Genomic DNA, 14,530 nt, shown 5'->3' on the forward strand with positions numbered 1-14,530 from the left:
GCTGCGATCACGCGCTTACTGTGCGGGCTTCTCGGCTCGGTGAATCCAATACAGACGTTAAAGTGTTGCATTCCAGCATTTCAGCGGATACCTTCGTCTCGGATAGTCGGCGCGAAGGGAAGAGACTGGTGGACGAGCTGAGCACTCTTGCGAGCCGTCGGCGTCGACGCATTCCCCGCTGCTGAGACGGACCGGCATTTCTCATGCGGCCACTAACGATGCGCACGCAGCTCGTGGTCTTCTCTGTGCTCTTCAGCACGGCGATGTGGATGTCGAAGGTGGCCCAGCCTCTCCACTTCGAGAACGCCGGTGCTTTGACCGCATTCGGTGTCGGCTATGCGGTGATGGCCTGCGTGGGCGGCCTCTCCTTTGCCTGGGGTGCGGTGGCCGACCGCATAGGCGGGTTGAACGCCGTCAGACTCGGAGTGCTGCTCTACGCTCTGGGGATCGGCGGCCGTGTCTTCACCGATCTCGCGCCGGCGATCGCTTCTTCGGCGGTCGCAGGGGCGGGAGCCTCCTTGGCGCTCGTCGGCCTGCGGCCGTGGATAAAGTCCTCTGTTTCCGATGAAGAGATCCCGCGTATGGTGGCCGCGCGAGGTGTCGGCAGCCAGATCGGCGTGCTCGTCGGCACGTTCGGTGCTGCGGGCCTCTTCCTGGCCGCCGGCGATAGGGGATCGGGGACGACTCTGGCTCTCGGCATTGCCGCTCTGGTGGCGCTCGGTGGCTTCCTCTGGGTGTGCGGCATTCGGGGTGGCAGGAAGCCGCTTGCCGTCCGACCGGGCATGTCCGAGTACGACGCCGGCGCCGGGATGCGTTCTATCGCCGTGAAGCTGGCTGCAGTCGGTCTGCTGTCGGGGTTCTATGTCAGCCTCATCACCCCCTATCTCCCGCTCTACCTGACGCGGACGGGGCTCACAGACGCCGGTGCCGCTCTTGTCGTCGCAGGCATGAGCTTCATACAAATTTGTGTGACCGGCATTCTTGCTCGCCGCGGCACAGGCACCCGGCCGATCAAACTGTTCTTCTTCGCGGAGGCTGCGGCTGCTGTCGCGACCTTCGGGATCGCTGTCGTTTTGGCGCTCCCACCGATACTCACCATCGTCTTCTTTATGGCGCGGGCGGCTTTGGTGGCGGTCGCCGCGATGTCGGAGGAGACGATCCAGTACGCCGTCATCCCCGGAAATGCTGCTGGATTCGTGTTCGGCATCTCCCAGACAGCGTTCCTCGTCGGTGACGCCCTGGGCGGGGCGCTCGGCGGGCCGCTTTGGAACTCGCTCGGACCCGTGCCTCTGGCCGTCATCGCAGGCGCCGCCACGTTGATCAACGCCGTCGCATTACCCGCCTTGTTTCGGACCCCACGCTCCGCTCCGCGAACCGAGCTAGCTGGTGCATGACATTAGCCTGACGAGGTGGTCCGCGCACTCAAGAGGACGACGAGACTCGGCGGGTTCGCAGCCCGATCAGTCCGGATCCGGCACGAAGCGGTAGCCCATCCCGGGTTCGGTCAGCAGGAACCGCGGGTGAGACGGGACCGGCTCCAGCTTCTTGCGCAGCTGCGCCAGGTACAGGCGCAGGTAGCCGGTGTCGCTGGTGTACTGCGGACCCCACACCTGCGTGAGCAGCGCCTGGCGGGTGACCAGCCGCCGCGGATTGCGGAGCAGCACTTCGAGGATCGCCCACTCAGTGGGGGTCAGCCGCACGGTCTCGGTCGTATCGCCGGTCCGGCGCGTCACCTGGCGGGCGGCGAGGTCAACGGAGACGTCGCCGAAGGTCACGACCGGCTCGTCCGTGGTGGGCGCCTGACGGCGGGTCAGCGCGCGGATGCGGGCCAGCAGCTCGTCCGCGGCGAACGGCTTGGTGACGTAGTCGTCGGCTCCCGCGTCGAGCGCATCCACCTTGTCGGCGGATCCCGTGCGACCGGACACGACCAGGATGGGCACGCTCGACCAGCCGCGGAGGCCCTCGATCACCTCGATGCCGTTCAGTTCGGGCATCCCCAGGTCGAGCATGACCAGGTCGGGATGGTGCTCCACCGCCTGGGACAGCGCCTCTGCGCCGGTGCGCGCCGTCAGCACCTCGTAGCCGCGGGCGGTCAGCAGGATGCGCAGTGCGCGCAGGATCTGCTGGTCGTCGTCCGCGATGAGCACCCTCACGCCGTCTCCTCACCGGCGGCCGGAAGCGAGACCACCATCGTCAATCCGCCGCCGGGGGTGTCCTCGGCGTCGAGCGTCCCGCCCATCCCCTCGACGAAGCCCTTCGACAGGGCGAGTCCGAGACCGATGCCGGTGTCGTTGTCCGTGTCCCCGAGCCGCTGGAACGGGACGAACACGGCCCCACGCCGTTCGGTGGGGATGCCCGGGCCGTGATCGATCACGCGCAGCTGCACCGTACCGGCGAACTCGCTGGCCGCGACGACGGGCGGCCTGCCGTGCGGGCTGAAACGGAGGGCGTTGCCGAGCAGGTTCACGAGCACCCGTTGGAGCAGCACCCCGTCGGCGAGCAGCGGAGGCACATCCGGCGGCAGGTCCAGCTCCACGTCGGACGGTCCGACGGCCAGCTCGTCCAGTGCGGGGAGCACGACGTCGTCCACCTCGGTCGGGGCCAGCGAGACGCCGAGCACTCCGGCCTCCACACGGCTCACGTCGAGCAGGTTCGTGACGAGGGTCGCGAGGTTGCCGAGGCTGTCCTCCGCCGTCTCCAGCAACGCCTCGCGGTCGTCCTCGCTGAGGCGCAGGTCGGCCTGGCGGAGGGTGGTGACCGCGGCCGTCGCAGCGGCGAGCGGACGGCGGAGGTCGTGTCCGACGGCGGCCAGCAGGGCGCTCCGGACGCGGTCGGCCTCGGCCAGCGGGCCGAGCTCGGACGCGGTGGCGGCGAGGTCGCGGTGCTCGAGCGCCGCATCCAGCTGGGCGACGATGGCGGCGAGCAGGCGCCGGTCGCTCGCCTCGAGATCCCGGCCGGACAGCTCGAGGGTGCCGCGCGCGCCCACGGGGAGGTTCTGGATGCGCGGCGGCACCGCCGGTTCGCCCGACTCGGCGACCACTTCGGCGCTGTCGGCGCTGTCGCCGCCGCCCGCGCCACTGCCCGCGTCGCCGCCGCCCGCGCCCCCTCGCGCCACCAGCAGCCGGACCCCGCTCAACCCGAACGCCTCCCGCGTGCGCGTGACCAGCGCCTGCAGCGCATCCTCACCGCGGATCACCCCGCCGGCCACGGTCGCGAGCAGTTCCGCCTCGGCTCCCGCTCGCTGGGCCGCCCGGCTGCGGCGCGCGGCCTGGTCGACGACGAGGCTCACCAGCACGGCGATGACGACGTAGAGGACGAGCGCGATCAGGTGCAGCGGCTCGCCGACCGTGATCGTGTAGAGGGGCTCGACGAAGAAGTAGTCGAGGGTCAGCCCGGAGAGCAGGGCCGCGAACAGTGCAGGCCAGATGCCGCCGACGAGCGCGACGACCACGACGAGCAGCTGGTAGAACAGCACGTCCGCCGTCATCGACTCCGGTGAGCGGAAACGAGTGAGCAGCAGCGTGAGCAGCGGACCGCCGAGCAGCGCGAGCACGAAACCGTACACGCGCCGTCGCACGGTGAGTCCGCCCCTCGGCCGCGGCAGCGAGAACCGTCCTCCGGCCCGGTCGTGCGACACGATGTGCACGTCGATGGGACCGGATTCGCGGATCACGGTCGCGCCGATCCCGGGACCGGTCAGCAGTGCGGCGAGCCGGCTGCGCCGGGAGACGCCGATCACCAGCTGCGTCGCATTCGTGCCACGGGCGAACTCGACGAGGGCCTTCGGGATGTCGCTGCCGACGACCTGGTGGTAGCTGCCGCCCAGCTGCTCCACCAGCGCGCGCTGCGCCGCCAGCGCACCGGGCGCGGTCTCGCGCAGGCCGTCCTCGCTGGTGACGTGGACCGCGAGCAGTTCTCCGCCAGAGCTGCGGGCCGCGATCCGCGCGCCACGGCGCAGCAGCGTCTCGCCTTCCGGACCGCCGGTGAGCGCGACGACGACGCGCTCGCGCGCCTCCCAGGCTCCGGCGATCCCGTGCTCCGCCCGGTACCGCTGCAGGGCGCTGTCCACCTCGTCCGCAAGCCAGAGAAGCGCGAGCTCGCGCAGCGCGGTCAGGTTGCCGAGCCGGAAGTAGTTGGAGAGCGCCGCATCGATGCGCGCCTCCGGGTAGACCACGCCCTCCGCGAGCCGGTCGCGCAGCGCCTGCGGTGCCAGGTCGACGACCTCGATCTGGTCCGCCCGCCGCAGCACCGCATCCGGGATGGTCTCCCGCTGGTGCACGCCGGTGATCTGCTGCACGACGTCGTTGAGCGACTCGATGTGCTGGATGTTGACGGTCGACATCACGTCGATGCCCGCGTCGAGCATCGACTCGACGTCCTCCCACCGCTTGGCGTGCTCCGTGCCGGGAGCGTTCGTGTGAGCGAGCTCGTCGACCAGCGCGACCTGCGGCGCGCGCCGCAGAACCGCATCCAGGTCGAGCTCGGTCAGGGTCACTCCACGGTGCTCGACCTCGCGGCGGGGGACGACCTCGAGTCCCTCGAGCATCGCGGCGGTGGCGGCACGGCCGTGCGTCTCGGCCACAGCGACCACGACGTCCTTGCCGAGGGACCGGAGGCGCTTGCCCTCCTCGAGCATCGCGTAGGTCTTCCCGACGCCCGGGGCGGCGCCGAGCATCACCCGCAGGTGACCACGAGGCATCTATCGGCCCCTCTGCTGTCAGTGCTGCAACCGCGCGAGGGCGAGGTTGAGCTGGAGCACGTTCACGGTCGGTTCCCCGAGGTAGCCGAGGTCCCGTCCCTGAATCCTAGACGCGACGAGCGCACGGACGGCGCCCTCGGAGAGGCCGCGCGCGTCGGCCACCCGCTGAACCTGGAGCAGCGCGTACGCGGGCGAGATGTGCGCGTCGAGTCCCGAGCCGGAGGCCGTCACGGCGTCGCCGGGGATCTGCGCGGCGGTCACGCCGTCGGACGCCTCGATCGCCTTCGTCCGGTCGGCGACGGCCTTCCGCTGCTCCCGGTTGGAGGCGGCGAGGTTGCTGCCGGACGAGGCGCCGGCGTCGTATCCGGCCGGCGCGTTCGCCGTCGCTGCCGACGGACGGGACTGGAACCACTGCGGAAGCGGTTTCCCCTTGGCGTCGGTGAAGGACTGGCCGATCAGGGCCGAGCCGACGACCTTCCCGTCCTGCGAGATCGTCGATCCGTTTGCCGGTGCGTTCAGGGTGAGCTGCCCGATGCCGGTGACGACGAGCGTGTAGCCGACGCCGAGCGCGACCGTCAGGACGATCATTGCGCGGAGGGCCACCCAGTATTGGCGCCAGGCGCCGCGGAGGGAGTTCATGCTGTTGCCTTTCGGATGCGTGGGCTCAGAAGCCCGGGATGAGCGAGACGACGAGGTCGATCAGCTTGATGCCGATGAAGGGCGCGATGATCCCGCCGATCCCGTAGATCAGCAGGTTGCGGCTCAGCAGCGACGAGGCCGAGACCGCGCGGTACCGCACGCCGCGCAGGGCCAGCGGGATCAGCAGCACGATCACGATCGCATTGAAGATCACGGCCGACAGGATGGCGGAGGCGGGGGAGTGCAGCCCCATCACGTTGAGCGCGCCGAGGCCGGGGAAGGCCGCCACGAACATGGCGGGGATGATCGCGAAGTACTTGGCCACGTCGTTGGCGATCGAGAAGGTGGTGAGCGCGCCGCGGGTGATGAGCAGCTGCTTGCCGATGCGCACGATGTCGATGAGCTTCGTGGGGTCGGAGTCGAGGTCGACCATGTTGCCGGCCTCCTTGGCCGCCGAGGTCCCGGTGTTCATCGCCACGCCGACATCCGCCTGGGCGAGCGCGGGCGCGTCGTTCGTGCCGTCGCCGGTCATCGCGACCAGCCGTCCGCCCTCCTGCTCGCGCCGGATCAGCGCCAGCTTGTCCTCGGGCTTGGCCTCCGCCAGGAAGTCGTCGACCCCGGCCTCGGTCGCGATGGCCTGCGCGGTGAGCGGGTTGTCGCCGGTGACCATCACCGTGCGGATGCCCATCCGCCGCAGGTCGGCGAAGCGCTCGGCCAGGCCGGTCTTGACGACATCCCTCAGGTGGATGACGCCCAGCAGCGACGCCTGGCCGTCCGGAGTGCGCCGGGCGACCGCGAGCGGGGTGCCGCCGGAGCGGGCGATCCGATCGACCGCCGCATCCAACTCGGCCGCATCGGCCGCCGATGGCACGGATGACTCGCGCACCCACGTCGCCACGGCGCTCGCCGCGCCCTTGCGCAGCTGCGACCCGTCCGGCAGGTCGAGCCCGCTCATGCGGGTCTGCGCGGTGAACGGGACGATGACGCCGTCGGCGTGCTCGGGGGCGGTGAAGCCGAGGCTCGACGCGAGCTCGACCACGGAGACGCCCTCGGGCGTGGGGTCGCTGAGGGAGGAGAGCGCGGCGGCGCGGACCAGCGCGTCGTCGGTCGTGGTGCCGACCGCGAGGAACTCGGTGGCCCGGCGGTTGCCGTACGTGATCGTGCCGGTCTTGTCGAGCAGCAGGGTCGTGACGTCGCCCGCCGCCTCCACCGCACGACCGGACATGGCGAGCACGTTGTACTGGACCAGCCGATCCATTCCCGCGATCCCGATGGCCGAGATGAGCGCGCCGATGGTGGTGGGGATGAGGCACACCAGCAGGGCGACGAGCACGGGGACGGCGGGGGAGGCGTCCGAGTAGCCGGCGACCGGCGGCAGCACCAGCACCACGATGGTGAACACGATGGACAGGCTGGCGAGCAGGATGTTCAGCGCGATCTCGTTCGGCGTCTTCTGCCGTGACGCGCCTTCGACGAGGGCGATCATCCGGTCCACGAAGGTCTCGCCCGGCTTGCTCGTGATCCGCACGACGATGCGGTCGGAGAGCACGCGGGTGCCTCCGGTCACGGCGCTGCGGTCGCCGCCAGATTCACGGACGACGGGAGCGGACTCGCCGGTGATCGCCGACTCGTCGACCGTCGCGATGCCGTGCACGACATCCCCGTCTCCCGGGATGAGTTCGCCGGCGGCCACCACGACGACGTCGCCCAGCCGGAGGTCGCTCGACGCGACCTGCTCGACCGGCGTGCGCAGCGCATCCGGGTCGGCGTCCGCGTAGCCGGCCACCCGGCTCGCCATCGTGGTGGAGCGGGTGCGCCGCAGGCTGGCCGCCTGCGCCTTCCCCCGGCCCTCGGCCACCGACTCGGCGAGGTTGGCGAAGACGACGGTCAGCCAGAGCCAGGCGGCGATGCTCCAGGTGAAGGCGAGCGTTGCGGTGCCGGCGCCGGCCGAACCGCCGCCGCCCGACCCCGTGCCGGTGAAGGGCTGCGCGATTGCGATGACCGTGGTGAGCGCGGCTCCGACCTCGACGATGAACATCACGGGGTTGCGCCACATGGAGCGCGGGTCGAGTTTGCGCAGCGCGCCGGGCAGAGCGGCGACGAGCTGTGCGGGGGAGAACGCGCCCGTGGGGGAGGCCGACGGGTGCGGTTTGGAGGGGAGTGCGGTGGTGGTCATGTCAGTTCAGTCCTTCTGCGAGGGGACCCAGCGCGAGAACGGGGAAGTAGGTGAGAGCGGAGACGAGGACGATCGTCCCGGCGAGCAGCCCGACGAACTGCGGGCGGTGCGTCGGCAGCGTCCCTGCGGTGGCGGGGATGCGCCCCTGCGCGGCGAGAGAGCCGGCCAGCGCGAGCACGAACACGATCGGCAGGAACCGCCCGAGGAACATCGTGACGCCGAGCGCCGTGTTCAACCACGGGGTGGATGCGGTCAGTCCGGCGAACGCCGACCCGTTGTTGTTGACGGCCGACGTGAACGCGTACAGCACCTCGGTGAAGCCGTGCAGACCCGGGTTGAGGATCGAGGTCTTCTCGACGTCCGCCCGGATCGCCGGGATCGCGAAGGTCAGGCCGGTGCCCAGGAGAACGAGGGCCGGGGTGGTCAGGATGTACAGGCTGGCGAGCTTGATCTCGCGGGTCCCGAGCTTCTTGCCCAGGTACTCCGGTGTCCGCCCGACCATGAGCCCCGCGATGAAGACCGCGATGACCGCGATGACGAGGATCCCGTAGAGACCCGACCCGACCCCGCCGGGAACGAGTTCGCCCAGCATCATGTTGATCAGCGCCATCATCCCGCCGAGCGGGCTGTAGCTGTCGAGCATCGAGTTCACGGCACCGGTGGAGGTCGTGGTGCTGGTCGTGTCGAACAGCGTCGAGCCGAACAGGCCGAACGCGGTCTCCTTGCCCTCCATCGTCCCGGCGGATGCCTCGAACAGCGTCATCGCGACGAGCGACACCGTGAACAGCAGCGCCATCGTGCCGAGGATCGCATAGCCCTGCCGACGGTCGCCGACCATCGTGCCGAACGTGCGCGGCAGCGAGAACGGGATGAGGAGCATCAGCAGCACCTCGACGAAGCTCGTCCACGCCGTCGGATTCTCGAACGGATGCGCCGAGTTGACGTTGAAGAACCCGCCGCCGTTCGTGCCCAGCAGCTTGATCGCCTCCTGCGAGGCGACAGGTCCGCCGGGAAGGCTCTGCGTCGCACCGGCCAGCGTGTGCGCGTCCTGGAAGCCGTTGAAGTTCTGGATGACGCCGCCGGCGATGAGGACGACCGCGACGACGAGCGACAGCGGGAGGAGGATGCGCACGATGGCGCGCAGCAGGTCCACCCAGAAGTTGCCGATCGTCCCGGTCGAGCGCGAAGCGAACCCGCGCACCAGGGCGACGGCGATCGCGATGCCGACGGCGGCCGAGACGAAGTTCTGCACCACCAGGCCCAGCGCCTGCACGGCGTAGCCCATCGTGAGCTCGGGCGAGTACGACTGCCAGTTCGTGTTGGTGACGAACGACACCGCCGTGTTGAAGGCCGTTCCTTCAGGAACCGCGGGGAGGCCCAGCGCATAAGGCAGGAACTGCTGCAGCCGCTGTAGTCCGTAGACGACGACGATGCCCACGACGGAGAAGGCGAGCACGCCCCGGAGGTAGGCAGGCCACGACTGGCCGGAGCGCGGGTCGACTCCGATCAGGCGGTACACCCCGCGTTCGACGCGCAGGTCGCGGTCGGACGTGAACACCCGGGCCATGTAGTCGCCCAACGGCCGATAGGCCACGGCGAGCAGCAGCACGAGCGTCGCGACCTGCGCGACGGCGAACCATGCATCGCCGGCATCCCAGCCGGCGCCATTCCAGCCGCCCATCTAGAACCGCTCCGGCTTCACCAGGGCGACCAGCAGGTAGGCGATCGCGGCCACGGCCAGCAGAGCGGCGATCACGGTCAGCGCGATCACAGCTTCTCGACCCCCCGGGCGACCAGGCCCACGCTGAGCGCGAGCACGGCCACGACGAGGAGGTAGACGACGTCGAGCATGACTTCTCTCCATCCAGAGGACGCCGTGACCGGACGATCACGGCAGGAGAGAGTCCACACCTGCGGGAGGCGCGGGAGGCCGGTCCTAACGGCTCCCTAACGCGCTCCCGCGGAATCCATGCGGGATGCTGACGCTAGCGGGCGGCTGCCTTCTCCGCCTCGTCCGGAGTGCCCACCTCGGCAGTGCGTCCGCGGTGCCCGGCGTCGCGGCGCTCGCCGCGGACCGCGAGGGCGGCTGCACCCAGGATGCCCGCGTTGTTTCGGTGCACGGCGGGGACGATGGGCGTCTTCAGCTGCAGCAGCGGGAGGAAGTCCTGGTAGTGCTTCGAGACGCCTCCGCCGACGATGAAGAGGTCGGGAGTGAAGAGGAACTCGACCGTCGAGTAGTACTTCTGCAGGCGCTTGGCCCACTTCTCCCAGCTGAGGTCCTCGCGCTCCTTAGCGGAGTAGGCGGCACGAGACTCGGCGTCGTGGCCGTCGATCTCCAGGTGGCCGAGCTCGGCGTTCGGGATGAGGACGCCGTCGTAGATGAGGGCCGAGCCGATGCCCGTCCCCAGCGTGGTCATGATGACCAGGCCGTCCTTGCCCTTCGCCGCCCCGAACCGGGTCTCGGCGTAGCCGGCGGCGTCAGCGTCGTTGACGAAGTGGATGTCGCGGCCGAGCGCCTTCTCGAACAGGTCCTCGGCGTGGAGCCCGATCCAGTCCTTGGCGACGTTCGCCGCCGAGAGCGTGACGCCATGGCTGACGATGGCCGGGAAGCACACGCCGACGGGGGCATCCGGCTCTTCGGCCGCCAGCTGGGCGACGATCTCCTTGGTGGTCTCGACGATGTCGTCGGGCTTGCCGCCCGCAGGAGTCGGCAGCTTCACCCTGTCGCTGATGAGCTCGCCGGTCGACAGATCGACCAGGCCTCCCTTGATGCCCGTGCCGCCGATATCGATGCCGATCGCGTGCTTCTGCGAAGTCATGCCTCGAATCTACCGCGCCCGGGTCCCTGGTGAAGGCCCGGCCGGCCGGAGGGGGTGCGCCGACCGCGACGATCAGGCGACGGTGAGCACCTCGGCGCCGCGCTCCGTCACGACCAGGGTGTGCTCGAACTGGGCGGTAATGCTGCGGTCCCGTGTGACGACCGTCCAGTCGTCGGCCCACATCTCCCACTCGTGCGTCCCCAGGGTGAGCATCGGCTCGATCGTGAAGACCATCCCGGGCTCCATGACGTCGTCGTAGGCGGGGGCCGAGTCGTAGTGCGGGATGATCAGGCCGGTGTGGAAGGCCGCGCCCACCCCGTGCCCGGTGAAATCGCGCACCACGCCGTAGCCGAAGCGCTTCGCGTACGACTCGATCGCGCGGCCGATGACGTTGACCTGCCGGCCCGGCGCGACCGCCTTGATGCCGCGGTTGAGCGCTTCCCTGGTCCGGTCGACCAGCTGGACGACCTCGTCGGACGCGGTGCCGGCGATGAAGGTCTGGTTGCTGTCGCCGTGGAAGCCGTCCTTGTAGGCGGTGATGTCGATGTTGACGATGTCGCCGTCCTGCAGCACGGTGTCGTCGGGGATGCCGTGGCAGATCACCTCGTTGACCGAGCTGCAGATCGACTTCGGGTAGCCGCGGTAGCCGAGGGTGGAGGGATACGCGTCGTTCGCGAGCAGGAACTCGTGCCCGATCGCATCCAGCTCTTCTGTGGTGACACCGGGGCGGACGGCCTCGCCGACCCGCTCGATCGCCTGGGCGGCGATGCGTCCGGCCTCGCGGATCCGCTGGACCTCGTCGGGCGTGTAGACGTCGCCGCGCGTGTACGGCGCGGGGCCGGGGCGCCCGACGTACTCGGGCCGCGCGATCCGGCTCGGCACGGGGCGCATCGCGCTGACACGGCCGGGGACCAGGTGACCGGCGGAATCCTTGGGCATACCATCAACCTTATGACGAGCGACGAGTACGGCATCAAGCAGGACGCCGAGCACAAGTACTGGTACAACATGAAGACCGGCGAGGTGGAGCAGGGTTTCCTGTCTCCCGCGCCGAACCGCGTCGGCCCGTTCGACACCCGCGAGGAGGCCGAGCACGCGCTCGAGAAGCTGCGCGAGAACTCGGCCAAGTGGGCCGAGGAGGACGCCGCCGACAACCGCTGACGCGTCGAGTTGACACGACACGCCGTCCCGCCGGTGCGGCGAACGGCGTGTTGCGTCAACCAGGTGTCAGAAGCTGTGCTCCTCCGTGGGGAAGGAGCCGCCCTGGACGTCGGCCTTGTAGGCGCGGGCGGCGTCCGACAGGACCGTCTTGAGGTCGGCGTACTGCTTCACGAAGCGCGGGACGCGTCCCGTCGTGAAGCCGGCCCAGTCCGTCCACACCAGCAACTGCCCGTCCACGTGCGGACCCGCGCCGACGCCGACCGTGGGGATGCGCAGCTCGGCCGTGACGCGCTTGGCCACCTCGGCGGGAACCATCTCCAGCACGACGGCGAACGCGCCGGCCTCCTCGACCGCATGGGCGTCGGCCAGCAGCTCCTCCGCCGAGTCGCCGCGACCCTGCACCAGGTGGCCTCCGAGGCCGTGCTCGCTCTGCGGCGTGAAGCCGATGTGCGCCATCACCGGGATGCCCGCATCCACGATGCGCCGGATCTGCTCGGCGCTGCGCCGGCCGCCCTCCAGCTTGACCGCGTGCGCCCCGGTCTCCTTCATGAAGCGCACCGCCGTGTGGAGCGCCTCCAGCGGGCCGGTCTCGTACGAGCCGAAGGGCATGTCGGCGACGACGAAGGCGCGCTTGACCGCCTTCGCGACGGCCCTGGTCAGCGGGATGAGGTCGTCCACGGTGACCGGGAGCGTCGTGTCGTAGCCCAGGACGTTGTTGCCGGCCGAGTCGCCGACGAGCAGGAAGTCGATGCCCGCCTCGTCGAAGATCTGCGCCGTGAGCATGTCGTAGCTGGTCAGGCCGGTGAACGGCGACCCCTCCTCCTTCGCCGCCTGGAAGTGGCGCGTGCGCACCCGCTTCAACGCCTGCATGGACGACGTCGTGGGATGGACGGAGGGCACCGGTGACTGCTCACTCATGCCGCCAGTCTAGTGACGGCGCGGTGGGCGCGACTCAGACGGGGAAGGGTTCGAGGAGTCCCCGCTCGGAGGCCGCTGACGCGAGCTTCTTGTCGAACGTCACGAGGGGGATGTCGTTGTAGACGGCAAGGGCAAGGGCGCACGCGTCCGGCATGCGGAGGCGGTGCTTCTCACGCATGCGCGCGAGAAGCAATGGCTCGTTGGGTCCGAGCGTCGTGAGCGTGACGCCGAGGCGTTGGAGGTCTTCGAAGGCCTCCAGGCTGAGGCCCACCCGCTCGGGTGTGACGAGGGCCTCCGCGAGGTTCACGGGATGAACCCAGAACGTGCTTCCCGTGGCGAACACTCGTCGCGCGGTCTCATGGTGCGCATCGGAAGGATCGAGGAGCCCGATGAGCACCCCCGCATCGAGTGCGACGGTCACTCGGGCCAGCCCTCGCGGATGGACTCGAGGCTCTCGAACTCAATGCCGGCATAGCGCACGCTCATTCGATCGATCTCAGCCAGCCGGTCGATCCGCTGCTGCTGGCGCTGCTCGCGGAGTGCGCGCTCACCGGCTTCGATCAGGTGCACGAGCAGCTTGCCGTCGGTCTCGTCCGACCACGTCTCGCGTGCAGCCTCCAGAGCCCGGGTCACGGAGGGGGTGTGCGTCACCTGAGTGCGCAGGAGTTGAGTCGGCATGAGCCGAGTGTAGCACCGCCAGCGGAAGTGTTGCACCGACTCTTCACGGGGTTCAGGCGCCCGCAACCACTAGTCTGGGAGGGCCGAGGAAAGGGGCAGGATGGACAAGCAGCGCGACTTCGTTCTTCGCACGATCGAGGAGCGTGGCGTCAAGTTCGTGAGGCTGTGGTTCACCGACGTCGTCGGCACCCTGAAGTCCGTCGCGATCGCCCCGGCCGAGGTCGAAGGCGCGTTCAGCGAAGGCCTCGGCTTTGACGGCTCCGCCATCGAGGGCCTCACCCGCGCGTACGAGTCCGACCTGCTGGCGCTGCCGGATGCGACGACCTTCCAGATCCTGCCGTGGCGCGGCGAGGTCGACCCGACCGCCCGCATGTTCTGCGACATCACGACGCCCGACGGGCAGCCGGCCGTCTCGGACCCCCGCAACGTCCTCAAGCGGACGCTCGAGAAGGCCGCCGACCGCGGATTCACCTTCTACACGCATCCCGAGATCGAGTTCTACCTGCTGAAGTCGTCGCAGTTCGGTGAGGAGGGCCCCGAACCCGTCGACTCGGCCGGCTACTTCGACAACGTCCCCGGCGGCACCGCGCACGACTTCCGGCGCCGCTCTGTGCGAATGCTCGAAGACCTCGGAATCTCGGTCGAGTTCAGCCACCACGAGGCCGGTCCCGGCCAGAACGAGATCGACCTGCGCTACGCGGACGCGCTCACCACCGCCGACAACATCATGACGTTCCGCACGGTCATCAAGGAGGTGGCCATCGAGCAGGGCGTGTACGCGACCTTCATGCCCAAGCCGCTCTCCGGCCACCCGGGTTCCGGCATGCACACCCACATGTCGCTGTTCGAGGGCGACACCAACGCCTTCTTCGAGCCCGGTGCGCAGTACCAGCTCTCCAAGATCGGCCGGCATTTCATCGCCGGGCTGCTCCGTCACGCGCCGGAGATCACGGCCGTCACGAATCAGTTCGTCAACTCGTACAAGCGCCTGTGGGGCGGCGACGAGGCGCCCAGCTTCGTCAGCTGGGGCCACAACAACCGTTCGGCGCTCGTTCGCGTCCCGCTGTACAAGCCGAGCAAGGGCCAGAGCTCGCGCGTCGAGTACCGCGCCATCGACTCGGCGGCGAACCCGTACCTCGCGTTCTCGCTGCTGCTGGCCGCCGGCCTCAAGGGCATCGAGGGCCAGTACGACCTCCCGCCAGAGGCGGAGGACAACGTGTGGGCCCTGTCCGATGGCGAGCGCCGGGCGCTCGGCTACAGTCAGCTGCCGGCCAGCCTCGATCACGCCATCTCGCTGATGGAGGACTCGGAGCTCGTCGCCGAGACGCTGGGCGAGCAGGTCTTCAACTACGTCCTGCTCAACAAGCGCAAGGAGTGGGCCGAGTATCGCGCGCAGGTCACCCCGTACGAGCTGCGCAACAACCTCGAGATCCTCTGACC

The 14,530-nt window shown here is 69.5% G+C and carries 15 protein-coding genes; 3 read left to right on the top strand and 12 right to left on the bottom strand.

Annotation, left to right across the window (positions count from 1 at the left end):
- Nucleotides 1-218: 218 nt before the first annotated feature.
- Nucleotides 219-1,394: an MFS transporter gene (locus QRN40_RS14355; RefSeq protein ID WP_285116392.1), complete on the top strand. Its 1,176-nt coding sequence runs from the start codon at nucleotides 219-221 to the stop codon at nucleotides 1,392-1,394.
- Nucleotides 1,395-1,460: 66 nt separating this feature from the next.
- Here the strand turns inward: QRN40_RS14355 and QRN40_RS14360 are convergent, their stop codons facing one another.
- The 9 genes from QRN40_RS14360 to map all read right to left on the bottom strand — a co-directional run bounded on the left by QRN40_RS14360 (nucleotide 1,461) and on the right by map (nucleotide 11,272).
- Nucleotides 1,461-2,153, bottom strand: a complete 693-nt coding sequence (locus QRN40_RS14360) for a response regulator (protein ID WP_285116394.1) — start codon at nucleotides 2,151-2,153, stop codon at nucleotides 1,461-1,463.
- On the bottom strand, nucleotides 2,150-4,699 hold the full coding sequence (locus QRN40_RS14365) for a DUF4118 domain-containing protein (protein ID WP_285116396.1): 2,550 nt from the start codon (nucleotides 4,697-4,699) through the stop codon (nucleotides 2,150-2,152). Before QRN40_RS14365 ends, QRN40_RS14360 begins: the two co-directional genes overlap by 4 nt.
- An 18-nt stretch (nucleotides 4,700-4,717) precedes the next feature.
- Nucleotides 4,718-5,338 (bottom strand): potassium-transporting ATPase subunit KdpC, encoded by a 621-nt coding sequence (gene kdpC / locus QRN40_RS14370; RefSeq protein WP_285116398.1) that lies wholly within the window; start codon nucleotides 5,336-5,338, stop codon nucleotides 4,718-4,720.
- A 25-nt stretch (nucleotides 5,339-5,363) separates the two neighbouring features.
- Nucleotides 5,364-7,514 carry a potassium-transporting ATPase subunit KdpB gene (kdpB, locus tag QRN40_RS14375; protein ID WP_285116400.1) on the bottom strand — a complete coding sequence of 717 codons (2,151 nt, stop codon included), beginning with the start codon at nucleotides 7,512-7,514 and terminating at the stop codon, nucleotides 5,364-5,366.
- Nucleotide 7,515: 1 nt separating this feature from the next.
- Nucleotides 7,516-9,195 (bottom strand): potassium-transporting ATPase subunit KdpA, encoded by a 1,680-nt coding sequence (gene kdpA / locus QRN40_RS14380; protein ID WP_285116401.1) that lies wholly within the window; start codon nucleotides 9,193-9,195, stop codon nucleotides 7,516-7,518.
- Nucleotides 9,196-9,285, bottom strand: coding sequence for a potassium-transporting ATPase subunit F (locus QRN40_RS14385; RefSeq protein ID WP_285116402.1), 90 nt, complete (start codon nucleotides 9,283-9,285; stop codon nucleotides 9,196-9,198). It abuts the gene before it with no gap.
- Entirely contained in the window at nucleotides 9,282-9,425 is a 144-nt protein-coding gene (locus QRN40_RS14390) for a hypothetical protein (RefSeq protein ID WP_285116403.1), read from the bottom strand. Before QRN40_RS14390 ends, QRN40_RS14385 begins: the two co-directional genes overlap by 4 nt.
- Nucleotides 9,426-9,499: 74 nt before the next feature.
- Nucleotides 9,500-10,333, bottom strand: a complete 834-nt coding sequence (ppgK, locus tag QRN40_RS14395) for a polyphosphate--glucose phosphotransferase (RefSeq protein WP_285116404.1) — start codon at nucleotides 10,331-10,333, stop codon at nucleotides 9,500-9,502.
- 72 nt (nucleotides 10,334-10,405) lie between these two features.
- A complete protein-coding gene (map, locus tag QRN40_RS14400) occupies nucleotides 10,406-11,272 on the bottom strand; it encodes a type I methionyl aminopeptidase (protein WP_285116405.1) in 867 nt (288 codons plus the stop codon).
- Between the two features lie 12 nt (nucleotides 11,273-11,284).
- Between map and QRN40_RS14405 the strand changes: the two genes are divergently transcribed.
- On the top strand, nucleotides 11,285-11,494 hold the full coding sequence (locus tag QRN40_RS14405; RefSeq protein WP_285116406.1) for an SPOR domain-containing protein: 210 nt from the start codon (nucleotides 11,285-11,287) through the stop codon (nucleotides 11,492-11,494).
- 66 nt (nucleotides 11,495-11,560) lie between these two features.
- On the opposite strand, the gene panB is transcribed toward QRN40_RS14405, so the two are convergent.
- The 3 genes from panB to QRN40_RS14420 are packed head-to-tail and all read right to left on the bottom strand — an operon-like array spanning nucleotide 11,561 to nucleotide 13,090.
- Nucleotides 11,561-12,412: a 3-methyl-2-oxobutanoate hydroxymethyltransferase gene (panB, locus tag QRN40_RS14410; protein WP_285116407.1), complete on the bottom strand. Its 852-nt coding sequence runs from the start codon at nucleotides 12,410-12,412 to the stop codon at nucleotides 11,561-11,563.
- 34 nt (nucleotides 12,413-12,446) lie between these two features.
- The gene (locus tag QRN40_RS14415) at nucleotides 12,447-12,833 is read right to left on the bottom strand and encodes a type II toxin-antitoxin system VapC family toxin (protein WP_285116408.1); all 387 of its coding nucleotides are present in this window, start codon (nucleotides 12,831-12,833) and stop codon (nucleotides 12,447-12,449) included.
- On the bottom strand, nucleotides 12,830-13,090 hold the full coding sequence (locus tag QRN40_RS14420) for a hypothetical protein (protein ID WP_285116409.1): 261 nt from the start codon (nucleotides 13,088-13,090) through the stop codon (nucleotides 12,830-12,832). The genes QRN40_RS14415 and QRN40_RS14420 overlap by 4 nt, the downstream gene beginning before the upstream one ends.
- 100 nt (nucleotides 13,091-13,190) lie before the next feature.
- Here QRN40_RS14420 and glnA point away from each other — a divergent pair, with 100 nt between their 5' ends.
- The gene (gene glnA, locus QRN40_RS14425; protein ID WP_285116411.1) at nucleotides 13,191-14,528 is read left to right on the top strand and encodes a type I glutamate--ammonia ligase; all 1,338 of its coding nucleotides are present in this window, start codon (nucleotides 13,191-13,193) and stop codon (nucleotides 14,526-14,528) included.
- The last annotated feature ends 2 nt before the right edge of the window (nucleotides 14,529-14,530 follow it).

Origin of the sequence: Leifsonia sp. fls2-241-R2A-40a (genome assembly GCF_030209575.1) — a bacterium.
Lineage (GTDB): Bacteria > Actinomycetota > Actinomycetes > Actinomycetales > Microbacteriaceae > Leifsonia.